This window comes from uncultured Microbacterium sp., assembly GCF_963524805.1.
Taxonomy (GTDB): Bacteria; Actinomycetota; Actinomycetes; order Actinomycetales; family Microbacteriaceae; genus Microbacterium.
In genome coordinates this window covers 153,303-175,180 of the sequence record NZ_CAURGG010000001.1, presented here as the reverse complement: position 1 = coordinate 175,180, position 21,878 = coordinate 153,303, and the positions used below count along the sequence as shown (strand labels likewise).

22 protein-coding genes are annotated in these 21,878 nt (G+C 69.4%); 6 read left to right on the top strand and 16 right to left on the bottom strand.

What is annotated here, in order from left to right; all coding sequences use genetic code 11:
• Position 1: 1 nt before the first annotated feature.
• The 4 genes from RWQ91_RS00900 to smc all read right to left on the bottom strand — a co-directional run bounded on the left by RWQ91_RS00900 (position 2) and on the right by smc (position 5,461).
• On the bottom strand, positions 2 to 433 hold the full coding sequence (locus tag RWQ91_RS00900) for an MSMEG_6728 family protein (RefSeq protein WP_314501919.1): 432 nt from the start codon (positions 431 to 433) through the stop codon (positions 2 to 4).
• Positions 434 to 463: 30 nt separating this feature from the next.
• A complete protein-coding gene (locus RWQ91_RS00895; protein ID WP_314501917.1) occupies positions 464 to 964 on the bottom strand; it encodes a DUF2004 domain-containing protein in 501 nt (166 codons plus the stop codon).
• 70 nt (positions 965 to 1,034) lie between these two features.
• The gene (gene ftsY / locus RWQ91_RS00890) at positions 1,035 to 1,904 is read right to left on the bottom strand and encodes a signal recognition particle-docking protein FtsY (RefSeq protein WP_314501915.1); all 870 of its coding nucleotides are present in this window, start codon (positions 1,902 to 1,904) and stop codon (positions 1,035 to 1,037) included.
• A 44-nt stretch (positions 1,905 to 1,948) separates the two neighbouring features.
• A complete protein-coding gene (smc, locus tag RWQ91_RS00885) occupies positions 1,949 to 5,461 on the bottom strand; it encodes a chromosome segregation protein SMC (RefSeq protein ID WP_314501914.1) in 3,513 nt (1,170 codons plus the stop codon).
• 491 nt (positions 5,462 to 5,952) lie between these two features.
• On the opposite strand from smc, the gene RWQ91_RS00880 reads away from it, so the two are divergent.
• From RWQ91_RS00880 to RWQ91_RS00865, 4 genes are all read left to right on the top strand, one after another.
• Positions 5,953 to 6,228: a hypothetical protein gene (locus RWQ91_RS00880; RefSeq protein ID WP_314501912.1), complete on the top strand. Its 276-nt coding sequence runs from the start codon at positions 5,953 to 5,955 to the stop codon at positions 6,226 to 6,228.
• A gap of 61 nt (positions 6,229 to 6,289) precedes the next feature.
• On the top strand, positions 6,290 to 7,375 hold the full coding sequence (locus RWQ91_RS00875) for a GNAT family N-acetyltransferase (protein WP_314501910.1): 1,086 nt from the start codon (positions 6,290 to 6,292) through the stop codon (positions 7,373 to 7,375).
• The gene (locus tag RWQ91_RS00870) at positions 7,368 to 8,462 is read left to right on the top strand and encodes a GNAT family N-acetyltransferase (protein ID WP_314501908.1); all 1,095 of its coding nucleotides are present in this window, start codon (positions 7,368 to 7,370) and stop codon (positions 8,460 to 8,462) included. Before RWQ91_RS00875 ends, RWQ91_RS00870 begins: the two co-directional genes overlap by 8 nt.
• Positions 8,459 to 9,544, top strand: coding sequence for a GNAT family N-acetyltransferase (locus RWQ91_RS00865; RefSeq protein ID WP_314501907.1), 1,086 nt, complete (start codon positions 8,459 to 8,461; stop codon positions 9,542 to 9,544). Before RWQ91_RS00870 ends, RWQ91_RS00865 begins: the two co-directional genes overlap by 4 nt.
• Before the next feature lie 16 nt (positions 9,545 to 9,560).
• Here RWQ91_RS00865 and mutM read toward each other — a convergent pair whose 3' ends face one another.
• The 7 genes from mutM to RWQ91_RS00830 form a co-directional block, all read right to left on the bottom strand.
• Positions 9,561 to 10,475, bottom strand: coding sequence for a bifunctional DNA-formamidopyrimidine glycosylase/DNA-(apurinic or apyrimidinic site) lyase (mutM, locus tag RWQ91_RS00860; protein WP_314501905.1), 915 nt, complete (start codon positions 10,473 to 10,475; stop codon positions 9,561 to 9,563).
• 6 nt (positions 10,476 to 10,481) lie between these two features.
• Positions 10,482 to 11,174, bottom strand: coding sequence for a ribonuclease III (gene rnc, locus RWQ91_RS00855; RefSeq protein ID WP_314501903.1), 693 nt, complete (start codon positions 11,172 to 11,174; stop codon positions 10,482 to 10,484).
• Between the two features lie 17 nt (positions 11,175 to 11,191).
• Positions 11,192 to 11,401 (bottom strand): 50S ribosomal protein L32, encoded by a 210-nt coding sequence (gene rpmF, locus RWQ91_RS00850; protein ID WP_091706827.1) that lies wholly within the window; start codon positions 11,399 to 11,401, stop codon positions 11,192 to 11,194.
• Between the two features lie 39 nt (positions 11,402 to 11,440).
• On the bottom strand, positions 11,441 to 11,917 hold the full coding sequence (locus RWQ91_RS00845; protein ID WP_314502890.1) for a YceD family protein: 477 nt from the start codon (positions 11,915 to 11,917) through the stop codon (positions 11,441 to 11,443).
• A 117-nt stretch (positions 11,918 to 12,034) separates the two neighbouring features.
• Entirely contained in the window at positions 12,035 to 12,532 is a 498-nt protein-coding gene (coaD, locus tag RWQ91_RS00840; protein WP_314501899.1) for a pantetheine-phosphate adenylyltransferase, read from the bottom strand.
• Positions 12,533 to 12,573: 41 nt separating this feature from the next.
• Positions 12,574 to 14,736: an ATP-dependent DNA helicase RecG gene (locus RWQ91_RS00835; protein WP_314501897.1), complete on the bottom strand. Its 2,163-nt coding sequence runs from the start codon at positions 14,734 to 14,736 to the stop codon at positions 12,574 to 12,576.
• Between the two features lie 49 nt (positions 14,737 to 14,785).
• The gene (locus RWQ91_RS00830) at positions 14,786 to 15,385 is read right to left on the bottom strand and encodes a hypothetical protein (RefSeq protein WP_314501895.1); all 600 of its coding nucleotides are present in this window, start codon (positions 15,383 to 15,385) and stop codon (positions 14,786 to 14,788) included.
• Between the two features lie 53 nt (positions 15,386 to 15,438).
• Here RWQ91_RS00830 and rsmD point away from each other — a divergent pair, with 53 nt between their 5' ends.
• Complete coding sequence (gene rsmD / locus RWQ91_RS00825) at positions 15,439 to 16,002, top strand: 16S rRNA (guanine(966)-N(2))-methyltransferase RsmD (protein ID WP_314501893.1); 564 nt, start codon at positions 15,439 to 15,441, stop codon at positions 16,000 to 16,002.
• Position 16,003: 1 nt separating this feature from the next.
• Here the strand turns inward: rsmD and thiL are convergent, their stop codons facing one another.
• Positions 16,004 to 16,999 carry a thiamine-phosphate kinase gene (gene thiL / locus RWQ91_RS00820; RefSeq protein WP_314501891.1) on the bottom strand — a complete coding sequence of 332 codons (996 nt, stop codon included), beginning with the start codon at positions 16,997 to 16,999 and terminating at the stop codon, positions 16,004 to 16,006.
• A gap of 55 nt (positions 17,000 to 17,054) precedes the next feature.
• On the opposite strand from thiL, the gene RWQ91_RS00815 reads away from it, so the two are divergent.
• Positions 17,055 to 17,522, top strand: coding sequence for a DUF3515 family protein (locus tag RWQ91_RS00815; RefSeq protein ID WP_314501889.1), 468 nt, complete (start codon positions 17,055 to 17,057; stop codon positions 17,520 to 17,522).
• Between the two features lie 6 nt (positions 17,523 to 17,528).
• On the opposite strand, the gene RWQ91_RS00810 is transcribed toward RWQ91_RS00815, so the two are convergent.
• From RWQ91_RS00810 to murA, 4 genes are read right to left on the bottom strand one after another with little or no spacing between them, the layout of a single operon-like run.
• Positions 17,529 to 18,623, bottom strand: a complete 1,095-nt coding sequence (locus RWQ91_RS00810) for a D-alanine--D-alanine ligase family protein (protein ID WP_314501888.1) — start codon at positions 18,621 to 18,623, stop codon at positions 17,529 to 17,531.
• Positions 18,523 to 19,659 carry an NAD(P)H-dependent glycerol-3-phosphate dehydrogenase gene (locus RWQ91_RS00805; RefSeq protein ID WP_314501886.1) on the bottom strand — a complete coding sequence of 379 codons (1,137 nt, stop codon included), beginning with the start codon at positions 19,657 to 19,659 and terminating at the stop codon, positions 18,523 to 18,525. The genes RWQ91_RS00810 and RWQ91_RS00805 overlap by 101 nt, the downstream gene beginning before the upstream one ends.
• Positions 19,649 to 20,419 carry a lysophospholipid acyltransferase family protein gene (locus tag RWQ91_RS00800; RefSeq protein WP_314501885.1) on the bottom strand — a complete coding sequence of 257 codons (771 nt, stop codon included), beginning with the start codon at positions 20,417 to 20,419 and terminating at the stop codon, positions 19,649 to 19,651. The genes RWQ91_RS00805 and RWQ91_RS00800 overlap by 11 nt, the downstream gene beginning before the upstream one ends.
• Before the next feature lie 5 nt (positions 20,420 to 20,424).
• Positions 20,425 to 21,810 (bottom strand): UDP-N-acetylglucosamine 1-carboxyvinyltransferase, encoded by a 1,386-nt coding sequence (gene murA, locus RWQ91_RS00795; RefSeq protein ID WP_314501884.1) that lies wholly within the window; start codon positions 21,808 to 21,810, stop codon positions 20,425 to 20,427.
• Positions 21,811 to 21,878 lie beyond the last annotated feature (68 nt).

The window sequence follows — 21,878 nt, the reverse complement described above, 5'->3', positions numbered from 1 at the left end:
GCTACGCCAGCGGCCAGATGTAGGGCAGATCGTCGGGCACGTCGCCGAACAGCGGCCGGTAGAACTCGGGATCCTTGCGGATCAGATTCGACTGGTGTGCGAGGTGGAAGGCCGGGTCACCCATCCACGGCGGCATCTCCAGCTCGCTCTGCGCGAGCCCATCGACCTCCGGCGCGAATTCCACCAGCTGCGGCCGCACGGTGTCGGGGCGCCCCAGCGCCGTCCAGGCGTCCGTCATCGCCAGGCCGTATGCGACCAGAGCCGGGAGGTGCCGGGACCACATCTTGGTCGCGGGATGGTGGCGCCACCCGTAATCGGGGATCGTGTTCGCGCGCAGCAGCTGCAGCGTCTCGACGCGCTGCTTGCCGAGGCGGCTGCGATCGAGCGCTTCTGCCGAGCGCGCGAAAGACGGGTACGGAAGGAAGGTCTGCATGCGCGAACCGAACGGCTGGAGCCCGTGGCCTCAGTCCGCGCTGGTCACGGAGAGCACCTGGCCGTCCGAATCCAGGTTCACCAGGATGACGTCGTCCGTCGCATCCGGGTCCAGGGCGTACTCGAGAACCGCGAACGGGTCGGCGCCGCCGTGTTCGTCGGCCAGGATGGTCATGCTCATCAGCTGCAGCGACCGGATCACGTCGACCTGCACGTCCCCGGAGATGTCCACGAGCATGTCGTCGAGCTCGTCGCCGAGCGCCTCCTGCTGCTGGAGGATGTACTCGATGACCTCGCTCGTGCGATCGTCCAGCTCCGAGACCATCGCATTGCGCGCCGTGCGGTCGATCGACTCGATCGAGGAGATCAGGCTGGCCGCCACATCGAGCGCGGCCTCCGAGACATCGTCCTGGTCGGGTGCGGTCAGATCCACCGTCACCGTCTGATCGCCCAGGTCGACGTTCTCGGACCAGAAGATGGACCCGTCCGGGCCCGACTCCAGGAGTCCGAAGAAATCGTGCTCGATCGCCATATCCCCATGAAACCAGCCTCGGCGCATCGGCGCCATCCCGCGACGGCGCGCCGCAGAAGTGCCTTCGCAATCAGTCGACGAGGGATGCCGCGAACACATGCGGCGTGAAACCGGTGAGGTCCCCGATCCCCTCGCCCTGTCCGAGCAGCTTGACGGGGATGCCCGTGCGCTCCTGGACCGCGAGCACGAATCCGCCCTTGGCCGAGCCGTCCAGCTTGGTCAGGACGAGGCCCGTGACGCCGGCGTGTTCCAAGAAGGCCTGCGCCTGCATGACGCCGTTCTGGCCCGTGGTGGCATCGAGCACGAGCAGCACTTCGCTGATGGGAGCCTGCTTCTCGATGACGCGACGGATCTTGCCCAGCTCGTCCATGAGCCCACCCTTGGTGTGCAGACGGCCGGCGGTGTCGACCAGCACGATCTCCGTGCCGGTGCGCTTCGCATAGTCGATCGTCTGGAACGCGACGGATGCCGGGTCCTGGCCCTCCTGCTGCGGCCGGACGATCGCCGCTCCCCCGCGTTCGGCCCAGGTGGCCAGCTGGTCGACGGCTGCGGCGCGGAACGTGTCTGCGGCACCGACCACGACGGTGCGGCCGTAGCGCTGCAGGAACTTCGCGAACTTGCCGATCGTCGTGGTCTTGCCCACGCCGTTCACTCCGACCACGAGCACGACAGCCGGACGCTCGGTGAGACGCAGCGTGGTGTCGAACTTCGCGAAGTGCTCCTCGAGCGTCTCCTTCAGCATCCGCTGCAGATCCCGCGGATCGGTCGTGCGATAGCGATCGACCTTCTCGCCCAGTTCTTCGATGATCCGCTCGGTGATGTCCGGACCGAAGTCGGCCGTCAGCAGCGCCGTCTCGAGGTCTTCCCAGGTGGTTTCATCGATCGTCGGACGGACGAACATGCCGCGCAGCGCGCCGCCCAGGGACCACTTCTCAGCCATGCATCCAGCCTACGGCGACCGCATCGGGCCGTCCGACGGGGAGCTCACGCCGAGGCGCGCTCCCCGACACGCTGACCGACGACGGCGGAGACGCCGTCCTGACGCATCGAGACGCCGTAGAGGGCGTCCGCGATCTCCATCGTCCGCTTCTGGTGCGTGATGACGATGAGCTGGCTGCTCTCACGGAGCCGCTCGAAGACGCCGAGCAGGCGTCCGAGGTTCGCGTCGTCGAGCGCAGCCTCCACCTCGTCGAGGATGTAGAACGGGCTCGGCCGCGCCATGAAGATCGCCACCAGCAGCGCGACGGCCGCAAGCGACCGCTCGCCACCGGAGAGCAGAGAAAGCCGCTCGATCTTCTTGCCGACCGGGCGCACCGAGACCTCGATGCCGGTCGTCAGCGGGTCATCCGGGTTGGTCAGCGAGATGCTCCCGGTCCCGCCCGGGAAAAGCACCGGGAACACCTCGCCGAATGCCGTGCGGGTGTCCTCGAATGCAGCCAGGAAGATCGTCTGCATCCGCTCGTCCAGCTCTTCGATGATCGTGAGCAGATCCTTGCGGGTCTGGGTGAGATCTGCGAGCTGCTCGACGAGGAACTTGTGCCGCTGCTCGAGGGCGGCGAACTCTTCGAGCGCGAGCGGGTTGACCCGGCCCAGCTGCGCGAGCTTGCGCTCCGCGTCCTGCAGCCGCCGCCGCTGCTGCGCCCGGTCGAACGGTGCGGGGTCGGTCTCCGCCCCGTCCTCCGGGAGCAAAGGCTGATCAGGGCCATATTCCGATATGAGAATGTCTTCTTCCAGGCCGAGCTCCGAGCCGACGCGCTCGAGAAGACTCGTGACGTGCAGACGCTTCTCGTGGATCTGCAGCTCGAGTCCGTGCACACTTTCGGTCAGACCTGTGAGCCGATCTCGCAGTGCGCTCTCCTGACGCCGCAGCTCCGAGAGTTCGGCGGTGACAGCAGTCCGCGAGGACTCCGCCGCCGCGAGCTCCACGCGAGCCTGGCTCACCGAGCGATCGACGGAATCGAGAACGGCGGGCAGCCGGTCCGCGACCTCCGCCGCGACCTCCCGCTGGGCGCGGCGGACCACTGCACGACGCGCGGCTTCTGCCGCGGCATCCCGCTCGCGCTCACGCTGCCGCTCGAGCTGCACCACGCGCGCCTCGCCCGCCCGCACCCGCTCCTTGAGCGTCTCGACCTCCAGGCGCGCGCGCATCTCGGCGTCCCGCGCCTGCTCCAGCTCCGCCAGCAGGCCGTCGCGCGCCGAGGCGTCCAGGATCGGGCGCGGCGCCTGTCGCGCGGAGGTCAGCCGGTCCTCGGCGGCCCGGGCCGCCGCCTCCGCCTCATCCACCGCCGTCGATGCCTGCTCGAGGGCTGCGGCGAGGCGATCGCAGTCCGCGATCGCCGCTTCGTGACGGACGGTGGCCCGGTTGACCTTCTCGGTGTGCGCCGCCAGTGCCGCGTCGTGCGCCCGCAGCGTCGCGAGAGCCGCTTTGGCACGCTGCCGGGAATTCTCGAGAGCATGCACGGCATCGCCGAGTGCCTCGCGCAGAGAATCGGCCACCACGACGATCTCGTCCCGGCGCTCCGCTGCGGCATCACGTTCGGCAGCGAGTTCGAGCCGTGATCGTCCCTGTCCGGAGCCGGCGCGCAGCGTGTGCGGGGTGTACACCTCGCCGGCCCGCGTGACGATCGTGATCACGGCGCCGCCGGTCGCCAGCTGCTCGCCCGCCGCTCGAGCGGCTTTCAGATCGTCGGCGACGACCACGCGAGACAGGATGCCGAGGACCCCGTCCGGGGCCGTGACCACTTCGGACGCCGCGGTGATGCCCGGCATGCCGGGCGTCACCGGAACCTCTGCGACCGACCGCGCGATCGCGATGTCGACGACTCCCAGGTCCGCGCCCTTCACCGTCTGCGCGACCGCGAAAGCGTCTTCGCGGCTCTCCACCAGGACGCCCTCCGCGAGGGGTCCCAATGCCGCTGCGATGGCCGCCTCGAATCCCGGCGTCACCTTCACGGCATCACCCAGCAGACCGACGATTCCCGTCCCGCCGGTGGCGACGAGTTCGGCCGCGGCGTTTCGGACGTCCAGAGCCCGCCCCAGCGCGGCGGTCTGCGCGGTCACCGACTCGCGCTCGCGCTCGGCGGCGTGCAGTCGGTCGCGGAGTCGCCCGACCGCGGCCTCCGCCTCCGTCGCGTCGCGTTGAGACCGCTCATACGCTGCCGCGTATTCGGCCGCCGACCCCTCGGGCACGAGATCGGGGTCGGCGTCCTCCAGCTCCCCTGCCGCCTCGGCGCGACGCGCGAGGGCGGCCTCCAGAGCCAGACGCTGCCGCGCGACGCCGGCCTGCACGGCGGCGAGGGCGGATGCTGCGGCCTCGGCGGATCCGCGCAGAGCGGTGATGCGCATGTCGTGCTCGGAGACCAGGGCGCTCTGCGCGGCGATGTCGACATCGAGCGCGTCCAGTTCCGCGCGGACGCGCATGACCTGCCGGGAGGCGTCGGCGGCGGCATCCTGTGCGTCACCGAGTCCCGCGGCGATGTCGTCGATCTCCGTGCGAGCGTCGTCGATCATGGCCTGCGAGACTGTCGTGATCTCGAGACCCTCGTCACCGGCGCTCTCGCCCAGGAGAGCGAGTCGCTGACCTGTCAGGGTGAACAGGCTCCGCAGCCGCTCCTGCACCCGCTCCAGCCCATGGACGATGCTCCGCGCCTCGTCGACGCCCTCGGACCGCTGCTGCTGCTCCAGCTCGGCGATCCGCGTGCGCAGGTTGTCGGTCCGCTCCTGCAGGACCAGGCGCTCCGTGTGCCGCTCCTGCTCGCTGCGCGCGAATGCGGCGAGTTCTGTACGGAGAGCGACCAGCTCGTCGGCGAGCAGTCGGGCGCGGGCGTCTCGCACGACGGCGGCGATCGTGGCGGCTTCGCGCGCGATCTCGGCTTGACGGCCGAGCGGCTTGAGCTGCCGGCGCAGCTCGCCGGCGAGATCGCTGAGGCGCGTGAGGTTGGCCTCCATCGCCTCGAGCTTGCGCAGCGTCTTCTCCTTGCGCCGCCGATGCTTGAGGATTCCCGCCGCTTCCTCGATGAATCCGCGCCGCTCCTCGGGCGAAGCCTGCAGCACGCTGTCGAGCCTGCCCTGCCCGACGATGACGTGCATCTCGCGACCGAGGCCCGAATCGCTCAGCAGCTCCTGAACGTCCAGAAGACGGCACACGCCGCCGTTGATGGCGTACTCGCTCGCACCGTTGCGGAACAGCGTGCGGCTGATCGTGACTTCGGAGTACTCGATCGGCAGTGCGCCGTCGGCGTTGTCGATGGTCAGCTGGACTTCGGCACGCCCCAGCGGGCCGCGCGTCGAGGTCCCGGCGAAGATGACGTCCTCCATCTTGCCGCCGCGAAGGGTCTTGGCGCCCTGCTCGCCCATCACCCAGGCGAGCGCATCGACCACGTTGGACTTGCCCGACCCGTTGGGTCCGACGATGCAGGTGACGCCGGTCTCGAACGCGAAGGTCGTCGGCTGAGCGAACGACTTGAACCCTTTGAGCGTCACGCTCTTCAGGTGCATACAGACGCCTTCCGCCCCGGGCTGTTCAGCGACCCACGCTACCCGAGCGCGTCCTCACTTCCGCGCAGGCGAGCCGAGGGGATCGGCGGTCCGCCCGGAGCGGAAGCCGCCCGCGACACGCCCGTCGGTCACCGAATCTGCGAATTCGCTTGACGCCGGCATCGCCGTGGCGCTATCGTCACTCTTCGCGTCCACACACGAAAGGAGGTCACCGATGATGCACAAGATGAACCCAGGCTTCTCGCCCGTTCGCCGTTCGCTGTTCCGCGGATTCGCTCCGGTGACCTCGGTGTTCGGCGCCACGGCTCCCACCGCCGGCTGACCGCCGCCCGGGAGGACTCTGCCCGCGGACCGCTTGGTCCCCGCAGACACCGGCCGATCGCGATATCGCGCTCCGCCGACGCCCTCCTTCAGGCGTCCCGCGCGTCGCTTCTTCGCGACCCCGCCCGCTCGGGCGTCCCTCCCTCCACCCCTTCCAGAAAGAGACCACCATGAATGACACATTGGCGCCCGTCCGGTCTCCCGGCTCGGACACGCTGCTGAACACCGCGCTGCGTCACCCCACGACGGCGCAGGCTGCACGGCTGACGCTCGCCGACCGACTCGAGCTGCGGGTCGGTCTCTGGCTGGTGCTGCGCAGTGCCCGTCGCCAGCAGAGCGCGCGCGATCATGCCGACCACGCCCGCAGGCTCGGAAACCACCGGTCGCTGGCCGACCGGAACCATGCCGCCCTCCGTGCGCACGCCCTGAACAGCATCCGCACCTGATCCCCATCCGGGCCCGCCTTGTCGGCGGGCCCGGATCCCCTCCTCCTGAACGGAACCAGCCATGATCACCGCCCCGGTCGGCCTCGAACTCCGACCTCTCACCATCCCGGCATCCATCGAGGATTCCGATGCCGCGGAGTTCATCGAGATGGTCCGCGTGCGAAATCTCGTCTACCGGGAGATCTCCGGGCATGACGACCATCGCATCGCCGCCGACGAGCTGCTGCCCGTCTACCAGCCCTCCGAACACGAACGCAGACTCACCTGGACCGTGTGGACCGAGGGCCGCATGGTCGGTCGCATCGGCGTGGATCTGCCCCTCGAGGGCGACTCCGCACTGGCGTTCTGGCTGATCGAGCTCGTTCACGACGCTTGGGGTCGCGGCATCGGCTCCCTCGCGTACGAACTCGTCGAGCGCATCGCTCGCGAGAACGGCCGGAGCGTCCTGCAGTCCTTCGCTGAGCACCCGGACGCGCCCGGACCGCGGCTGAAGGCGCCGACCGGTTTCGGCAGCATTCCGAAGGATCACGTGGCCCGGTTCCTGCTGCGGCACGGGTACACGCTCGAACAGGTCGAACGCAACAGTGCCCTGGACCTGCAGGGACCCTTCGAGAACGTCGAGCGACTGCTCGCCGAGGCGACGGCGGCCTCCTCCGGATATCGGCTCGTGCAGTGGTTCGCGCCCACGCCGCCGGAATTCGTGGACGGCTACGCGTGGATGAAATCCCGCATGGCGACGGACGCGCCGTCTGCAGGATTGCAGTTCGACGAGGAGACGTGGGATGCCGCGCGCATCGCCCGGCACGACTCGATCTACACCGATGCCGGCCGGCCGCTGCTCGTGACCGCCGCGCAGCACATCGCCACGGGCGAGCTGTGCGCGTTCAACGAACTCGTCATCGGCAACGACCGCACGGAAGCCTCGCACCAGGAGGACACCCTTGTGCTGAAGGACCACCGCGGTCACAAGCTCGGAACCCTCGTCAAATGCGCCGGCCTGCTCAGGTGGCGCCGATTCGCCCCCCTCTCGCCGCGCATCATCACCTACAACGCTGAGGAGAACCGCCCCATGCTCGACATCAACGAGGCGATCGGCTTCGTGCCGATCGCGTACGAAGGCGCGTGGAAGAAGGTCCTCGATGACTGACATCGACCAGCGAACGGGCGTGACGGTCTCGCCCATCGTGGTTCCGGCGAGTCTGGACTCCCCCGATGCCGGCCCGTTCCTCGAGATGGTGCGGATCGCGAACGCCGTGTGCCTCGAGGATGCCGGTCACGACTATCTGAACGAGACGGCGGAGGAGGTCCTCGGGTTCTGGCAGGACCAGTCGGATTGGACCCAGATCGGCTTCACCGCGGAGCTCGACGGTCGCGTGGTCGGCGCCGTGAAGATGATGGTCTCGAACGAGGACGACGTCTCATCGATCGAATTCGATCTCATGGTCGACCCGCCGATGCGCGGCCGGGGCGCCGAACAGGCGCTGCTGACCGCGGTGGAAGCCCAGGCTCGCGTGCGCGGTATCGGCACGATCCAGTCGTGGACGCTGCATCGCCCCGACACGGAAGGACCGCGCCTCGCTCCGCCGACCGGCTTCGGCGCGATCCCCGCCATGGATCCGCAGACCGTGTTCATGCAGGAGAGCGGGTTCACCCTCGAGCAGGTGGAGCGCAACAGCGTCCTGGACCTGCACGGCTCGCTCGAGATCGTCGAGCAGAAGCTCGCTGACGCACTCGAGCGCGCGGGTCAGGACTACCGCCTCATCATGTGGACGGCCCCGACGCCCGAGGAGCATCTGGACGGATTCGCACAGGTGCTCGCCCGCATGTCCACCGACGCGCCTGCGGCGGGTCTGGTCATCGACGAGCAGCACTGGGATGCCGCCCGGGTGCGACGTCGCGACGCCCGACTGCAGGCTCAGGGTCTGACCGTCTCGGTGGCCTGCGTGCTGCACGTGCCGACCGGCGCGATCGCCGCCTACAACGAGCTGGTGATCGCCGAGCCCGACGGCGCCACGCAGCAGTACGGCACCCTCGTCCTCCGGGATCACCGGGGACGCCGGCTGGGGACGATCGTCAAGTGCGCGAACCTGCTGCGCTGGCGCGAGCTCGTGCCGCAGTCGCCGCGCGTGTCGACCTTCAACGCCGAGGAGAACCGGCACATGCTCGACATCAACGAGGCGATCGGCTTCGTCCCGGCGTCGTACGCCGGCGCGTGGAAGAAGGTGCTCGCGTGACGACGGGGCCGGAGGCGACGATCACCCTTCGACCGATCGTCGTGCCCGCAGATCTGGGCGGACCGGATTCCGCGGACTTCTCGGTCATGGTCGATCTGCGCAACCGGATCAACCGCGTCGTTCGCGGCGAGCAGGCCGTCGCCGCAACGCCGGCGCAGACTCTCCCGGCATTCCAGGACCAGGCCGACGAGGCGATCCACGCTTTCCTCGTCCTCGCGGACGGCGAGCCGATCGGGCGGGGGATGCTCTACATTCCGGCCCAGGAAGGGTCTCGGGGCGCCGATGTGCGCATCGAGATCCTGCCGGAATGGTGGGGACGCGGCGCGGGCCGGCACACGTTCGACCACCTCGTCGCACTGGCGCGCGACCAGCGCCGGACCGTGCTGCACGGCTGGACAGACCACCAGGAACGGAGCGGGAGGCGGCTCACCGCTCGCACCGGCTGGGGTTCGGTGCCGGAGGACCACATCGCCGCGGCGATGACGGCATTCGGGTTCTCACTCGAGCAGGTCTATCGCGCCAGCGCCCTGGACCTGACCCAGCCGCTCGAGCGCATCGACGAGATTCTGGCGGCCGCACAGCGCGCCGCATCCGGCTATCGGTACGTGTCGTGGTCGCTGCCGACGCCGCCGGAGTGGCGAGAGGGGTATGCCTGGATGAAGTCGCGGATGTCGACGGACAGTCCCGCCGGCGACATGGACTTCGACGAGCAGATATGGGATGCCGACCGGGTCGCCCGCATGGATGACCGGCTCGTCGCGCAGGGCTACACCGGCGTGATCGGAGCAGCGCAGCACATCGGAACGGGCGAGCTCGTCGCCTACACGGAGCTGTACATGATCGGCGAGGACCACTCGCGGCCGACATCGCAGAACGACACTCTCGTGCTGAAGGAGCATCGCGGTCACCGGCTCGGCGCACTCGTGAAGGCGGAGACGCTCAAGATCTGGCGCGAACGCATGCCGACCTCCCCGAAGGTGCTGACCAACAACGCCGAGGAGAACAGGCCCATGCTCTCGATCAACGAGGCGATGGGCTTCGTGCCGATCGCCTACGCAGGCATGTGGCAGATGAGCCTCTGACGGACGACCAGCATGCTCAGCCGCGCAGCTTCTGGCAGTGCGGACAGTAGTGACTCGAGCGGTTCATGAAGGAGACGCGCACGATCGGGCGACCGCAGCGCGGGCACGGCTCCCCCGTGCGGCCGTACGCGTTCAGCGATCGGGCGAAGTAGCCGGCTTGCCCGTTCACGTTGACGTACTGGGCATCGAAGCTCGTGCCGCCTTCGGCCAGAGCCTGTTCCAGAACCCCTCGGACCTCGGCCAGAAGCCGACGGGCCGAGCGCGTGGGCAGGGTTCGGGCCGGGGTCTCGGGGTGGATCCGGCTTCGCCACAGCGCTTCGTCCGCGTAGATGTTGCCGACGCCGCTGATCGTCGTCTGATCGAGCAGCACGCGCTTGATCGCGGAACCCTTTCGGCTCAACGCGGCGCGAAAAGCGCGGTCCGCGAACGCGGGATCGAGCGGATCGCGTGCGATGTGGGCCACCTGGCTCGGAACAGCGGGCTCGAGCGTCCCGAGACCAGCGGGAGCGGCATCCGCAGTAGGTACCAGCGGATCGAGCGTCAACGATCCGAACGTGCGCTGGTCGGCGAAGACGATCGCCACCTCACCGTGGTCCGGGTGGGCGAGATCGAGCCGCACCCGTTCGTGCCGCTCCGGATCCGCGCCCGGTGGACGCAGCAGCAGCTGACCGCTCATGCCCAGATGCGCGACCAGCGCCTCGGTCGCCGCGCCATCGCCCGCATCAGGACCGAGCGGAATCCAGAGGAACTTGCCGCGTCGGGCCGCCCCGCGGAGCCGGCGTCCGGTGAGGGCGACCTCGAACTCTGCGCCGGTGCCGGCATACCGGGTGAGTGCGCGCTCGTCCATCACGGTCACCGCGACCACCGTGGCGCCGGCCACAGCCGGGTTCAGGCCGGCGCGGACCACCTCGACCTCGGGGAGTTCGGGCACGCCGGATCAGGCCCGGCCGCTGAGCTCACGCCACGCGAGCAGAGCGGCCGCCATCTCGGCCTGCTTCTTGCTGGAGCCGGAGCCCGACGCCGTGAAGTCGGCGACCTGGACGGTCGCAGTGAACAGTCGGCTGTGATCCGGGCCGGTCGAGGACACCTCGTACACCGGCGGAGCGCTGCCGCGCTGCGAGGCCAGCTCCTGCAGGGTGGTCTTCGGATCGACGGCGGCGCCATAGCGCTCGGGATCCGCCAGGAGCGGGTCGATCAGGCGCAGCACGAGCCCCGCAGCGGCATCCGGACCGAGCGAGAGGTACGTCGCCCCGATCACGGCTTCCATCGTGTCGGCCAGGATCGAGTCCTTGTTGCGGCCGCCGGTCTGCTCCTCACCGCGACCGAGTTTCACGTGGTCGCCGAGGCCGATTCCGCGCGCGACCTGCGCGAGCGCCACGGTGGACACGACGCTGGCACGGCGTTTGGCCAGCGCGCCCTCGTCGAGCGCGGGATTCGCGGTGAAAAGGCGCACGGTAACGGCCTGCCCCAGCACCGAGTCGCCGAGGAACTCCAGACGCTCGTTGTGGGGACCCTGACCGTGCTCGTACGCCCACGATCGATGGGTCAGAGCCAACGACAGAAGCTCGGGGTCGATCACGACTCCGAGCTTGTCGGTGAGCGCAACGCGCTCCGGTGCGACGTCAGTCACGATCCGCGGGCGCGGAATCAGACGTCAGCGACCTTGCGGCCCTTGTACTCGAGGAACAGCTCGGTGCCCTGCGAGTCGGTGACGACCTTCGCCTGGTGAGGACGGCTGTAGACGACCTTGCCGTTCTCGACGGTGGAGGTCAGCGTGATGGGCGCCGCCTTCCACTGGGCGCGACGCGAACGGGTGTTGGAGCGGGAGACCTTCCGCTTCGGGGGGTTACCTGCCATGGCTTGCTCTCTTCTGTGTTCTCGGCGCCGCAGGCCGCGCTATGCGCGCGGGGCTTCGTCGTCGTGGTCTGGGGTGAACTTCTCGAGCGCGGCCCAGCGGTTGTCGAGGGGCTCGCGCTGCTCTGATCCGGTGCTCACGGCCAGCCGCTCGCCCGTGGCCGGATCGAGGCCGGGGCAATCCGGCTGACACACCGGCTGAAACGGAAGCGCCAATACGGTCGCATCCCTGACCAGAGTTTCAAGATCCACGTGATCGTCTTGAACCTCGAAGTCAGTTGCTTCCTCTCCAGGATACGCGAAAAGCTCCTGAAACTCGACTTCGACAGGCTCGGCGATGTCGATGAGGCAGCGTCCGCAGATGCCGACGTACTCGGTCTCGATCCGTCCGGTGGCGAGAATCCCCTCGTGCACCGATTCGAGACGCACCTCGACGAGCACCGAATCGCCCTCGGCGACGCTGACGAGCCCCTCACCCCATCTGTCGGGCGCGGGGATGTCGAGCGTGAACTCGCGCATCTCGCCGGGGTGGTGGATGATGTCGCGCACGGGAAGTGCGAAGGGGCCGGAACGGTGCTTTCTCACGGTCGACCATGCTACCCGCGCGCAGCCGGGCAACGGCTGTGGGCGGTCGGCTCAGATGTCCCGGGCGCCGGTGTCGAGGAAGCGGGCGACCGCCGGCGGCACGAACGGGGAGACATCGCCGCCCAGGGCCGAGACCTGCCGCACGAGCGAGCTGGACACCAGCGCGTGCGCGGGATCGGGAAGCAGGAACACGGTCTCGACGTGAGCGAGGTGGCGGTTCACGATCGCCATCGGCGTCTCATAGGCGACATCGATCTGCGACCTGATGCCCTTCACGAGTACCCCGGCGCCCACATCGGTCGCGTAATCGACCAGCAGTCCCATGCTCCAGGACGAGACGATGACCTCGCCCTCCACGTCGCCTTCGGCGATCGACTGCTCGAGGAGCGACAGCCGCTGGGCGATCGGCAGCATCGCCTCCTTGCCGGGGTTGTGGACGACGAGCACATGCAGCTCGTCGTACAGCGCGGCGGCGCGGCGGATGACGTCGAGGTGCCCCAGGGTGGGCGGGTCGAAGGATCCAGGAACGACGGCGATCCGGCTGCTCATGCCACGAGCCTAGTTCTGTCGCGACCCTGATCCGGCTCGCGTCAATTCTTCGCCAGCGCCGCTCGCTCCTCCATCCCGAGCCGGCGCTCCAGCGCCGCCGCCAGGCCCGGGTGCCGGGTCAGTTCCGGATCCTCGTCGAGCACGCGCTCGGCCGCGATGCGCGCCTCTGCGATGAGATCGGCATCCGCGACCACGCGCAGCAGCCGCAGCGATGATCGAGCGCCCGACTGGGCGTCGCCGAGGACGTCGCCCTCACCGCGCAGCTCGAGGTCGATCTCGGCCAGCAGGAAGCCGTCCAGTGTTCCTGCGACAGCCTCGACTCGCTCTCGGGCCGGAGTCCCCGCCGGCGCCTCGGTCACGAGGAGGCACAGCCCGGGCACGCCGCCGCGTCCGACGCGGCCGCGCAGCTGATGCAGCTGAGAGACGCCGAAGCGGTCGGCCTCCAGGATCGCCATCGTCGAGGCGTTCGGCACGTCGACCCCGACTTCCACGACCGTGGTGGCGATGAGCACGTCGATCTCGCCGCGCGCGAAGGACTGCATGATCGCGTCCTTCTCGTCCGAGGGCATCTTGCCGTGCAGGGGCGAGACGCGCAGATCCGCGAACGCCGGATGCCGCGACACCATGTCGACGACCTGCGCCACGCCCCATCGGGTGCGTGCCGCCTCCCCCTCGACCACCGCGGCCGGTTCGTCCGCGGTGTCATCCTTGACGGACGCGTCCGCGTCGATGGCCGCGCACACGACGAAAGCCTGATGTCCCTTGCCGACCTCTTCGGCGATGCGATCCCACACGCGCGCGAACCAGCCCGGCTTCTCGGCCAGCGGCGCCACGAACGTCTGGATGCCGGCACGGCCCTCGGGCATCGTCCGGATGGTGGAGACGTCGAGGTCTCCGAACACCGTCATGGCGACCGTCCGCGGGATCGGGGTCGCCGTCAGCACGAGCGCGTGGGGGGCTGCGCCCTTGGCGCGCAGCTGCTCGCGCTGCTCCACGCCGAAGCGATGCTGCTCGTCGACGACGACCAGGCCCAGGTCCGCGAAGGTCGTGGAGTCGCTCAGGAGCGCGTGCGTGCCCACGACGATCCTCGCCTGGCCGGACGCCGTCCGCAGTGCGGCCTTGCGACGGTCGGCGGCGGCCATCTGACCGGTCAGGAGCGTCGGCATGAGCTCGGGCGCCAGACGTGGGCCGAGCATGCGGGCGATCGAACGCACGTGCTGGCCGGCGAGCACCTCGGTCGGGGCGATCAGCGCCGACTGCCCGCCGGATTCCGCGACCTGGAGCATGGCGCGCAGCGCCACGAGGGTCTTTCCCGATCCCACTTCGCCCTGCACGAGCCGATTCATGGGCCAGTCGCCTTCGAGATCCTTCGCGATCTGATCGCCCACCGACACCTGGTCAGGCGTGCGTGCGAAGGGAAGCGCTCCGTCGAAGCTCTGCAGCAGCGCCCCCGGCTCTCGACGGACGGCCGACAGGGCGCGCACGAACTGGCGCTGCTGCAGCAGCGCCACCTGCAGCACGAAGGCTTCGTGCATGCGCAGCGTGCTGCGCGCCTGATCGATCTGCTCTTCGAAGTCGGGGCGGTGGATCCGCTCGATCGCCGTGCGCGCTTCCAGCAGTCCGTCCGCCAGGCGCAGTTCGTCCGGCAGCGGATCCGCGACCGCTCCGAGCCCGTCCAGCACCAGCTCGATGATCTTGCGCATCTGCCAGCTGGCGATCGTGCTCGTGGCGGGGTAGATCGGAATCGGCAGATTCGCGTTGGCCTCGGCCGTGAGACGCGCGGTCTGCTCGTCGTCGAACAGCTCGTAGTCGGGGTGGGCGAGCTGCTTGGCGCCGCGGTACTCCCCCACCTTGCCCGCGAAGACCCCGCGGCGTCCGGGCTGGAGGTCCTTGACCCGCCACGCCTGATTGAAGAACGTCAGCGACAGCTCGCCCTGGCCGTCGCTGATGGTGACCTCGAGCAGCGAGCCCTTGCGATTCTGCATCCGCCGCTCGCTCGCCCGGCGCACCTCCGCGACGATCGTGACCGGTTCGCCGATCGGAAGCGAGGAGATCGGGGTCAGCTCACCGCGCTTGGCGTAGCGGCGCGGATAGTGCGCCAGCAGATCGCCGACGGTCCGCATACCGAAGGCCTTCTCCAGAGCCGTTGCGGTCTTGCCGCCGACCGCGCCGTCCAGGCGCGACTCGAGAGCGAAGGCCACCATGCTCCGAGTCTAGGCAGGGCGGGCGACGACGCCGCCCCTCCTGCCGCGGCTACCCCCAGATGCCCGTGGCGATGTCGGAGAGGAACGCCCGCCCATTGCGGTTGGACGTGGAGAGGTAGACCCACACCCCGTCCCGCGCGACGATCATCTCCTCCGTGTCGGGCGCGTTGCCCTCGAGCTGGCAGTAGTCCGCGCCGAAGTCATCCGAAAAGCTGCACTCGTAGCCCAGACCGGGAAGCGTCGTGACGGCGGCGGCGACATCGGAGGGCGCCGCGGTGCTGATCAGCAGCAGCATCCCCGTGGAGTCTCCGACGATCCAGTCGCACCCCAGCACGAGCGTCGCGTTCGCGGGAGCAGGTCGGACGAACCCGACGCCATCGCTTTGCAGCGTCAGGTCGCCGATCGCCTCCGTGCGCACCTCCGGCGTGGCGAGAGTGCTGCAATCCGTCGGCAGGTTCGCCGGAGCCACCGTCTCGGTCGGCTCGGGCGTCGGGGTCGGAGTGGGAGTGGCCGTCGGCGTCTGAGTCGGGGTCGGAGTCGGAGTCGACGGCGAAGCGGTGGGGCCGCCGCTTCCCCCGGCGCATCCGCTCAGCGCGAGGGTGACGGCGGCGGCGGCAAGGATCATGGACAGCGTGCGCGTGCGGATCATCGTGCGTTCCGATTCTCTCGAAGGTCCCCTGGTGCCGAGCATAGGGTGATCGTGTGACGCGGATCATCTCAGGGCGTGCCGGCTCCATCACCCTCGAGGTGCCCGAGGCCGGCACGCGGCCGACGAGCGATCGCGTCCGAGAGTCCCTGTTCGGAGCGCTCGAGTCCGCCGACTCGCTCCAGGGCGCAGCGGTGCTGGATCTCTACGCCGGTTCCGGCGCGCTCGGGCTCGAGGCGATCAGCCGGGGCGCGGCATCCGCTGATCTGGTCGAGAAGTCCCCCCGCGCTGTCGCGATCTTGGAGCGGAACGTCGCGAAAGTTGTCAAGTCCGTCGGTCGAGGCGTCGCGGTACGCGTGCACCGCAGCACGGCCTCGGCGTTCCTGGGCGGGGTTCGCGGTCCCTTCGACCTCGTCTTCCTGGATCCGCCCTACGACCTCGAGGAGCCGGAGCTCACGCACGCACTCGAGCTGCTCACGCCGTCGCTCGCGCCCGCTGCCACGGTGATCATCGAGAGGGCGGCGCGCTCGGCGAAGCCCGTTCTCCCGGATCGATGGGCTCACTCCCGCGACCGCAGATACGGCGACACCGTGCTGTGGTGGGTGGGCCGCGCCGACTGAGTCACCCGACCTGGGCGTCCCAGTCGCGATAGGGATCCCATCCGCCGCCGCTCGTGTGCGGCTGCCCGTCGACGAGCACCGGGTGCCGGCCGGCCGCGGTCACGGTGCCGATCCGGTGGAATCCGAGCGGTAGGGCAGCACCGGCCGGAAAGCACGCGAGCAGCGCGTGATCTTCGCCGCCGGTGAGCGCGTGCGCGGGGTCGGGGCCGAGGACGGCCGTGTCGATCTCGAGCGTGACACCGGATGCCGCGGCCAACCGGGAGGCGTCCAGAAGCAGCCCGTCCGACACGTCCATCATCGCCGTCGCGCCGGCTTCGGCAGCGGCGACGCCGAGACCCACGGGAGGCTGCGGGCGCAGCTGCGCAGTGACGGCGGCGGTCTCGGCGGCGGTGAGCATCAGCGGGTCCACGGCGACGGGATTTCCGAGGTCGTCGCGGAACCGTCCGAACAGCAGATCGAGGCCGCGTGCGGCGAGACCGAGGTCACCTGCGACGGCCAGCACATCCCCGGCACGGGCCCCGCCGCGCCGCACCGGGGGTCTTCCCTCGAGCGATCCGAGCGCCGTGACGGCGATCGTGAGGGTGTCCGAGACGGTCAGATCGCCGCCCTCGACCGCGCACCCCGGCGCGAGCGCCGCGCACGCGTCACGCAGCCCGTCCGCAAGCCTCTCGACGAACGACACGCGCGTGTCGTTCGGCATCGCCAGGGCCACCAGCAGGGCGGTCGGACGCCCGCCCATCGCCGCCACGTCGGCCAGGTTCACGGCTGCGGACTTCCACCCGAGATCGAAACCGCTCGACCAGGCGAGGCGGAAGTCCGGGCCGTGCACGAGCGTGTCGGTCGTCGCCACCACCCGGCCGTCCGGGGAGGCGAGGACCGCCGCGTCGTCGCCCGGACCGATGAGCGCGCGGGAAGGGCCGAGCCGGGCGAGGATCCGCCGCAGGATCTCGCCCTCCGTCAGCTCGCCCACCGTCGGGTCCTCGCGCGGGGCAGTCACCCGTCCCACGCTAGCCGTACGGCTGCTCGCACCGCGCGGAAGGTAACCTGGAACGGTGCCCCGCCGGTCCCTCGCCCTCGTCCTCTCGGCACCGATCCTGCTGGTCGCCGGACTGCTGACCGGTTGCACGTCGACGGTGTCCCTCCCGGCGGCCGCGAACGCGAACGACCCGGCCTGCGCCGATCTGACGGTGCGCCTGCCGGACACGGTCGACGGACAGTCTCGCCGGTGGACGGACGCTCAGGCGACCGGCGCCTGGGGTGATCCTGCATCCGTCCTGATCACGTGCGGGGTCGCCGAACTGGGCCCGACCACGCTCCCCTGCACGCCGGTCAACGGCGTGGACTGGGTGATCGACGACGCCGACGCACCCCGCTACCGCGTCACGACCTTCGATCGCACGCCCGCTGTGGAGATCTATCTCGACAACGATGTCGTCTCGAGTGCGCAGGTGCTCGACCGGCTCTCGCAGGTCGTCTCGGTGCTGCCGCAGAACGGCCGGGCCTGCACGGAATCGGGGTAGCGTCGCCTACGTCGACGCGCGCTCCCGCGCGGTGTCGATCAGCTCCGAGATGAGCTCGGGGTAGCTCATCCCCGATGCGATCCAGCACTTGGGGAACATCGAGATCGGCGTGAACCCCGGCATCGTGTTCAGCTCGTTGACATAGAGGTCGTCCGCGGCGAGGAAGAAGTCCACCCGGGCGAGTCCGCGCCCATCCACGGCGTCGAACGCGCGGATGCCGAGCTCCTGGATGCGCGCGATCTCGGCGTCGGTGAGCTCGGCCGGGCAGACGACCTCGGCGCCGTCGCCGCCGAGGTACTTCCCTTCGAAGTCGTAGAACTCGCGGGTGGTGAGCACGATCTCACCCGGCAGGGAGGCCCGCGAGGCCGCCCCGCCACGCCCCTCCAGGATCGCGACCTCGATCTCGCGACCCACGATCGCGGTCTCGATCAGCACCTTGTCGTCTTCGGCGAACGCCAGCTGCAGGGCGGCATCGAGCTCATCCGGATGGGCCACCTTCGAAACCCCCACGCTGGAGCCGGCCCGGGCGGGCTTGACGAACATCGGCAGCCCGAGGGCCGCGGCATCCCTTCGGATCCGCTCCTGCTCGCGCCCCCACGCGGCGCGCGTCACCGTGACCCACGGCGAGACCGGCACACCCGCCGCCTGCAGCACGATCTTCATGAAGTGCTTGTCCATGCACAGGGCCGAATCGAGCACACCGCCCCCCGCGTACGGGATCTCCAGCGTGTCGAGGAATCCCTGGACCGTGCCGTCCTCACCGTGGACGCCATGCAGGATGGGCAGCACGACATCGACGGCGCCGAGATCGTCGACCGACCCGTCCGCGCGCCGCACGCGCAGCACGCGATCTCCTCCCGCTTCCGGCCACAGGATGCGCGTGCCGTTGTCGATGACCTCGGGCAGCTCGTCGGCATCCAGACGGAACTTGTCGGGATCGTCGTCCTCGAGGACGAACGCGCCCGCACGCGTGATCCCGACCGGGATCACCCGGTAGCGGTCACGACTGATCGCGCGAAGGACGCCGCCCGCCGTTGCGGAACTGATCGAGTGTTCGCTGGAGCGACCTCCAAAGAGCACCACCACCGCCGGCCTGTCCATTCTGCGTCCTCTCGCCCTGGGGGCTGTCGTCGTCTGTCGTGAGGTGCGGTGCGATCTCACGGGGATTCATCGTGCCGTCCAGGACCATCTTGACCTGTTCGACGATCGGCATCTGGATGCCGGCCTCACGGGCCAGCTGCAGAACCGGAGCCACCGACGCGAGTCCCTCGGCGGTCTGGTTCATCTGCTTCACGACATCCTGGAAGCTGTACCCCTGGCCGAGCAGGCGCCCCGCCGTGTTGTTGCGGCTGAGGGGAGACTGACACGTCGCGATGAGGTCTCCCAGGCCTGCCAGCCCCTGCAGGGTCTCGACGTGGGCGCCCTGGGCGACCGCGAAATCGGTCATCTCCACGAGTCCCCGGGTGATGATCGAGGCTTTCGTGTTCTCGCCGTAGCCCACGCCGTCGACGATGCCGATCGCGACGGCGATCAGGTTCTTGAGCACGCCGCCGAACTCGGTCCCGATCACGTCGGTGTTGACGAAGGTGCGGAAGTAGCGGTTGCGCGCCCGGCGGGCGACGGCATCCGCGGTCTCCTGGCTGACCGAGGAGATCACCGCAGCGGTGGGCTGCTCCCGGGCGATCTCGAGCGCGAGGTTGGGGCCTGACGCGACCGCGATGCGGGCGGGATCGCAATTCAGCTCCTGCTCGATGACCTGGCTCATCCGCAGACCGCTGCGCCGCTCGACGCCCTTCATGAGCGACACGATCGGAGCGTCCGTGCCCACCACGAGCGGGCGCACGCCTTTGAGGTTCTCACGCAGGGACTGACTCGGAACGGACAGGAACACCTGCTCGGCACCCTCGAGCGCCTCTGACAGGTGATGCGTCGCGTACATCTCGCGGGGGAGGTTGATGCCGGGCAGGTACTCGCTGTTGCGTTTGGCCTCGTTGATCTCGCCCGCCAGCTCCGGCCGGCGCGCCCACATGGTGACGTGCGCTCCGCCGTCGGCGAGGATCTTGCCGAAGGTCGTGCCCCAGCTTCCCGCGCCGATCACGGCAACGCGCGGCAGTCCGGCGTCCTGTCTACGGCTCAAGACGTCCCGTCTCTCTCTGCCCGTGCTCGCCGGGATTCCAGCGCTTCTCGGGAGCCGGCTCGCCGCGCAGCTGCGACAACAACTGCGCGATCGCGTTCATGAGCCGGTCGGTGCCGGCGGCCAGCGCGGCCGGCGAGGCCGTTCTTCCGCGGAACTCGGTGATGTCGACAGGGTCGCCGACGATCACCTTGACGGGGCGGCGCAGGGGCCAGAAGCTGAGCTTGCCGTACCGCGGCAGGATGTCCTGCCCGCCCCAGTGGGCCATCGGGATGAGCGGGATGCCGTCCGCCAGGGCGAGGCGGACGGCGCCGGTCTTGCCGCGCATGGGCCAGAGGTCGGGATCGCGGGTGAGCGTGCCTTCGGGATACACGATCACGCCGCGGCCGAGCTCGACGAGCGTCTCGGACGCCTCGATCGTCTGGCGCGCCGCGGCGGCCGAGGAGGACCGCGCGACCGGAACCATGCCCGTCGCCCGCAGCGCCCAGCCCAGCACCGGAACCTTGAACAGGCTCTCCTTGGCCATGAAGCGCGGGGCACGGCCCATGCGCCACACGGCGACCGCAACGATGAGGGGGTCGAACTCCGTCGAGTGGCTGGGTGCCAGCACGTAGGCGCCCTCGCGCGGAAGCTTGTGGCCGTCGATGATCTCCATCTTGGCGAACAGGCCGGTGAGGGGCACGACGATGAGGGCGAGCGGCCAGAAGACGCTCGGCCGCGTCTTCTCGGCGGAAGCCCGGGGCCGGGGCGAGGAGGCGGCCACTCGTGCTATCCGATGACGTCGAAATCGGCGCCCAGGGCGTCGAGCTTCGCGAAGAGCTTCTCGTAGCCTCGCCGGATGATCCCGACGTTGCGCACGACCGACTCGCCCTCGGCTGCGAGTGCCGCGATGAGATAGCTGTAGCCGCCGCGCAGGTCAGGGACGACCACATCGGCGCCGTGCAGCGGCGTGGGGCCGTTGATGACCGCTGCCTGCTCGAGCGCGCGGCGAGGCACCCGGCGATCCGGGCTGTCGATCCCCTCGGGGTGGACGACGATGTCGGCGCCCATCTGCACGAGGGCTTCGGTGAATCCCAGGCGGTTCTCGTACACCGTCTCGTGGACGATCGAGCGACCCTCCGCCTGCGTGAGCGCCACGATGAGCGGCTGCTGCCAGTCCGTCATGAAGCCGGGGTGCACATCGGTCTCGACGACCACCGGCTTGAGCGGACCGCCGCGGCGGAACCGGATGCCGTCCTCATGGACGTCGAACTCCCCGCCCGCCTTGCGGTACACGTTCAGGAACGTCAGCATCTCCTGCTGCTTGGCCCCGCCGACGAAGATGTCGCCGTCGGTCGCGAGTGCCGCGCACGCCCATGAGGCTGCCTCGTTGCGGTCGAAGATGCACCGGTGGTCGTATCCCCGCAGCGACTCGACGCCCTCGATGAGGATGACGCGGTTCGGCTCGTAGGAGATGATGGCGCCCATCTTCTGCAGCACCGCGATGAGGTCCATGATCTCGGGCTCGATGGCGGCGTTGCGCAGCTCCGTGACGCCCTTGGCGCGTACGGCGGTCAGCAGCACCTGTTCGGTGGCGCCGACGCTCGGATAGGGCAGTTCGATGTTCGCGCCGTGCAGACCGTTGGGGGCGGTGATCCGGATGCCCTCGTAGGTCTTGTCGACGATGGCCCCGAATGCGCGCAGCGCGTCCATGTGGAAATTGATCGGGCGGTCGCCGATGCGGCAGCCTCCCAGATCGGGGATGAGCGCCTCGCCGAGCAGGTGCAGCAGCGGTCCGCAGAACAGGATGGGGATGCGGGAGGCGCCGGCGTGCGCGTCGATCTCCTCGAAGTGCGCCGAGACGGCGCCGCTCGGGTCGAAGACGAGCGATCCCTCTTCTTCGCCGTCCACGACGGTGACACCGTGGACTTCGAGGAGCGAGCGGACGACCTGCACATCGCTGATGTCCGGCACGTCGCGCAGCACGCTGGTCGTCTCACCGAGGAGGGCCGCAACCATCGCCTTGGTGGCGAGGTTCTTCGCCCCCTTGACTTCGACCCGCCCCTGGAGGGGCCGCCCGCCTCGAATCGCGAGCGTTTCGCCGGACAGCTTCTCCCCTGCCTTGCCCTGCGCCTGATCCTTCGATCGAGCACCGTCGTCTAGGAGTGTCTTCATCCGGTGGAACCTCACTTGTGTGTGTCGAGGGGGCGGCTGTCGGCGTTCCACCCTCGTGGGGTGAATGC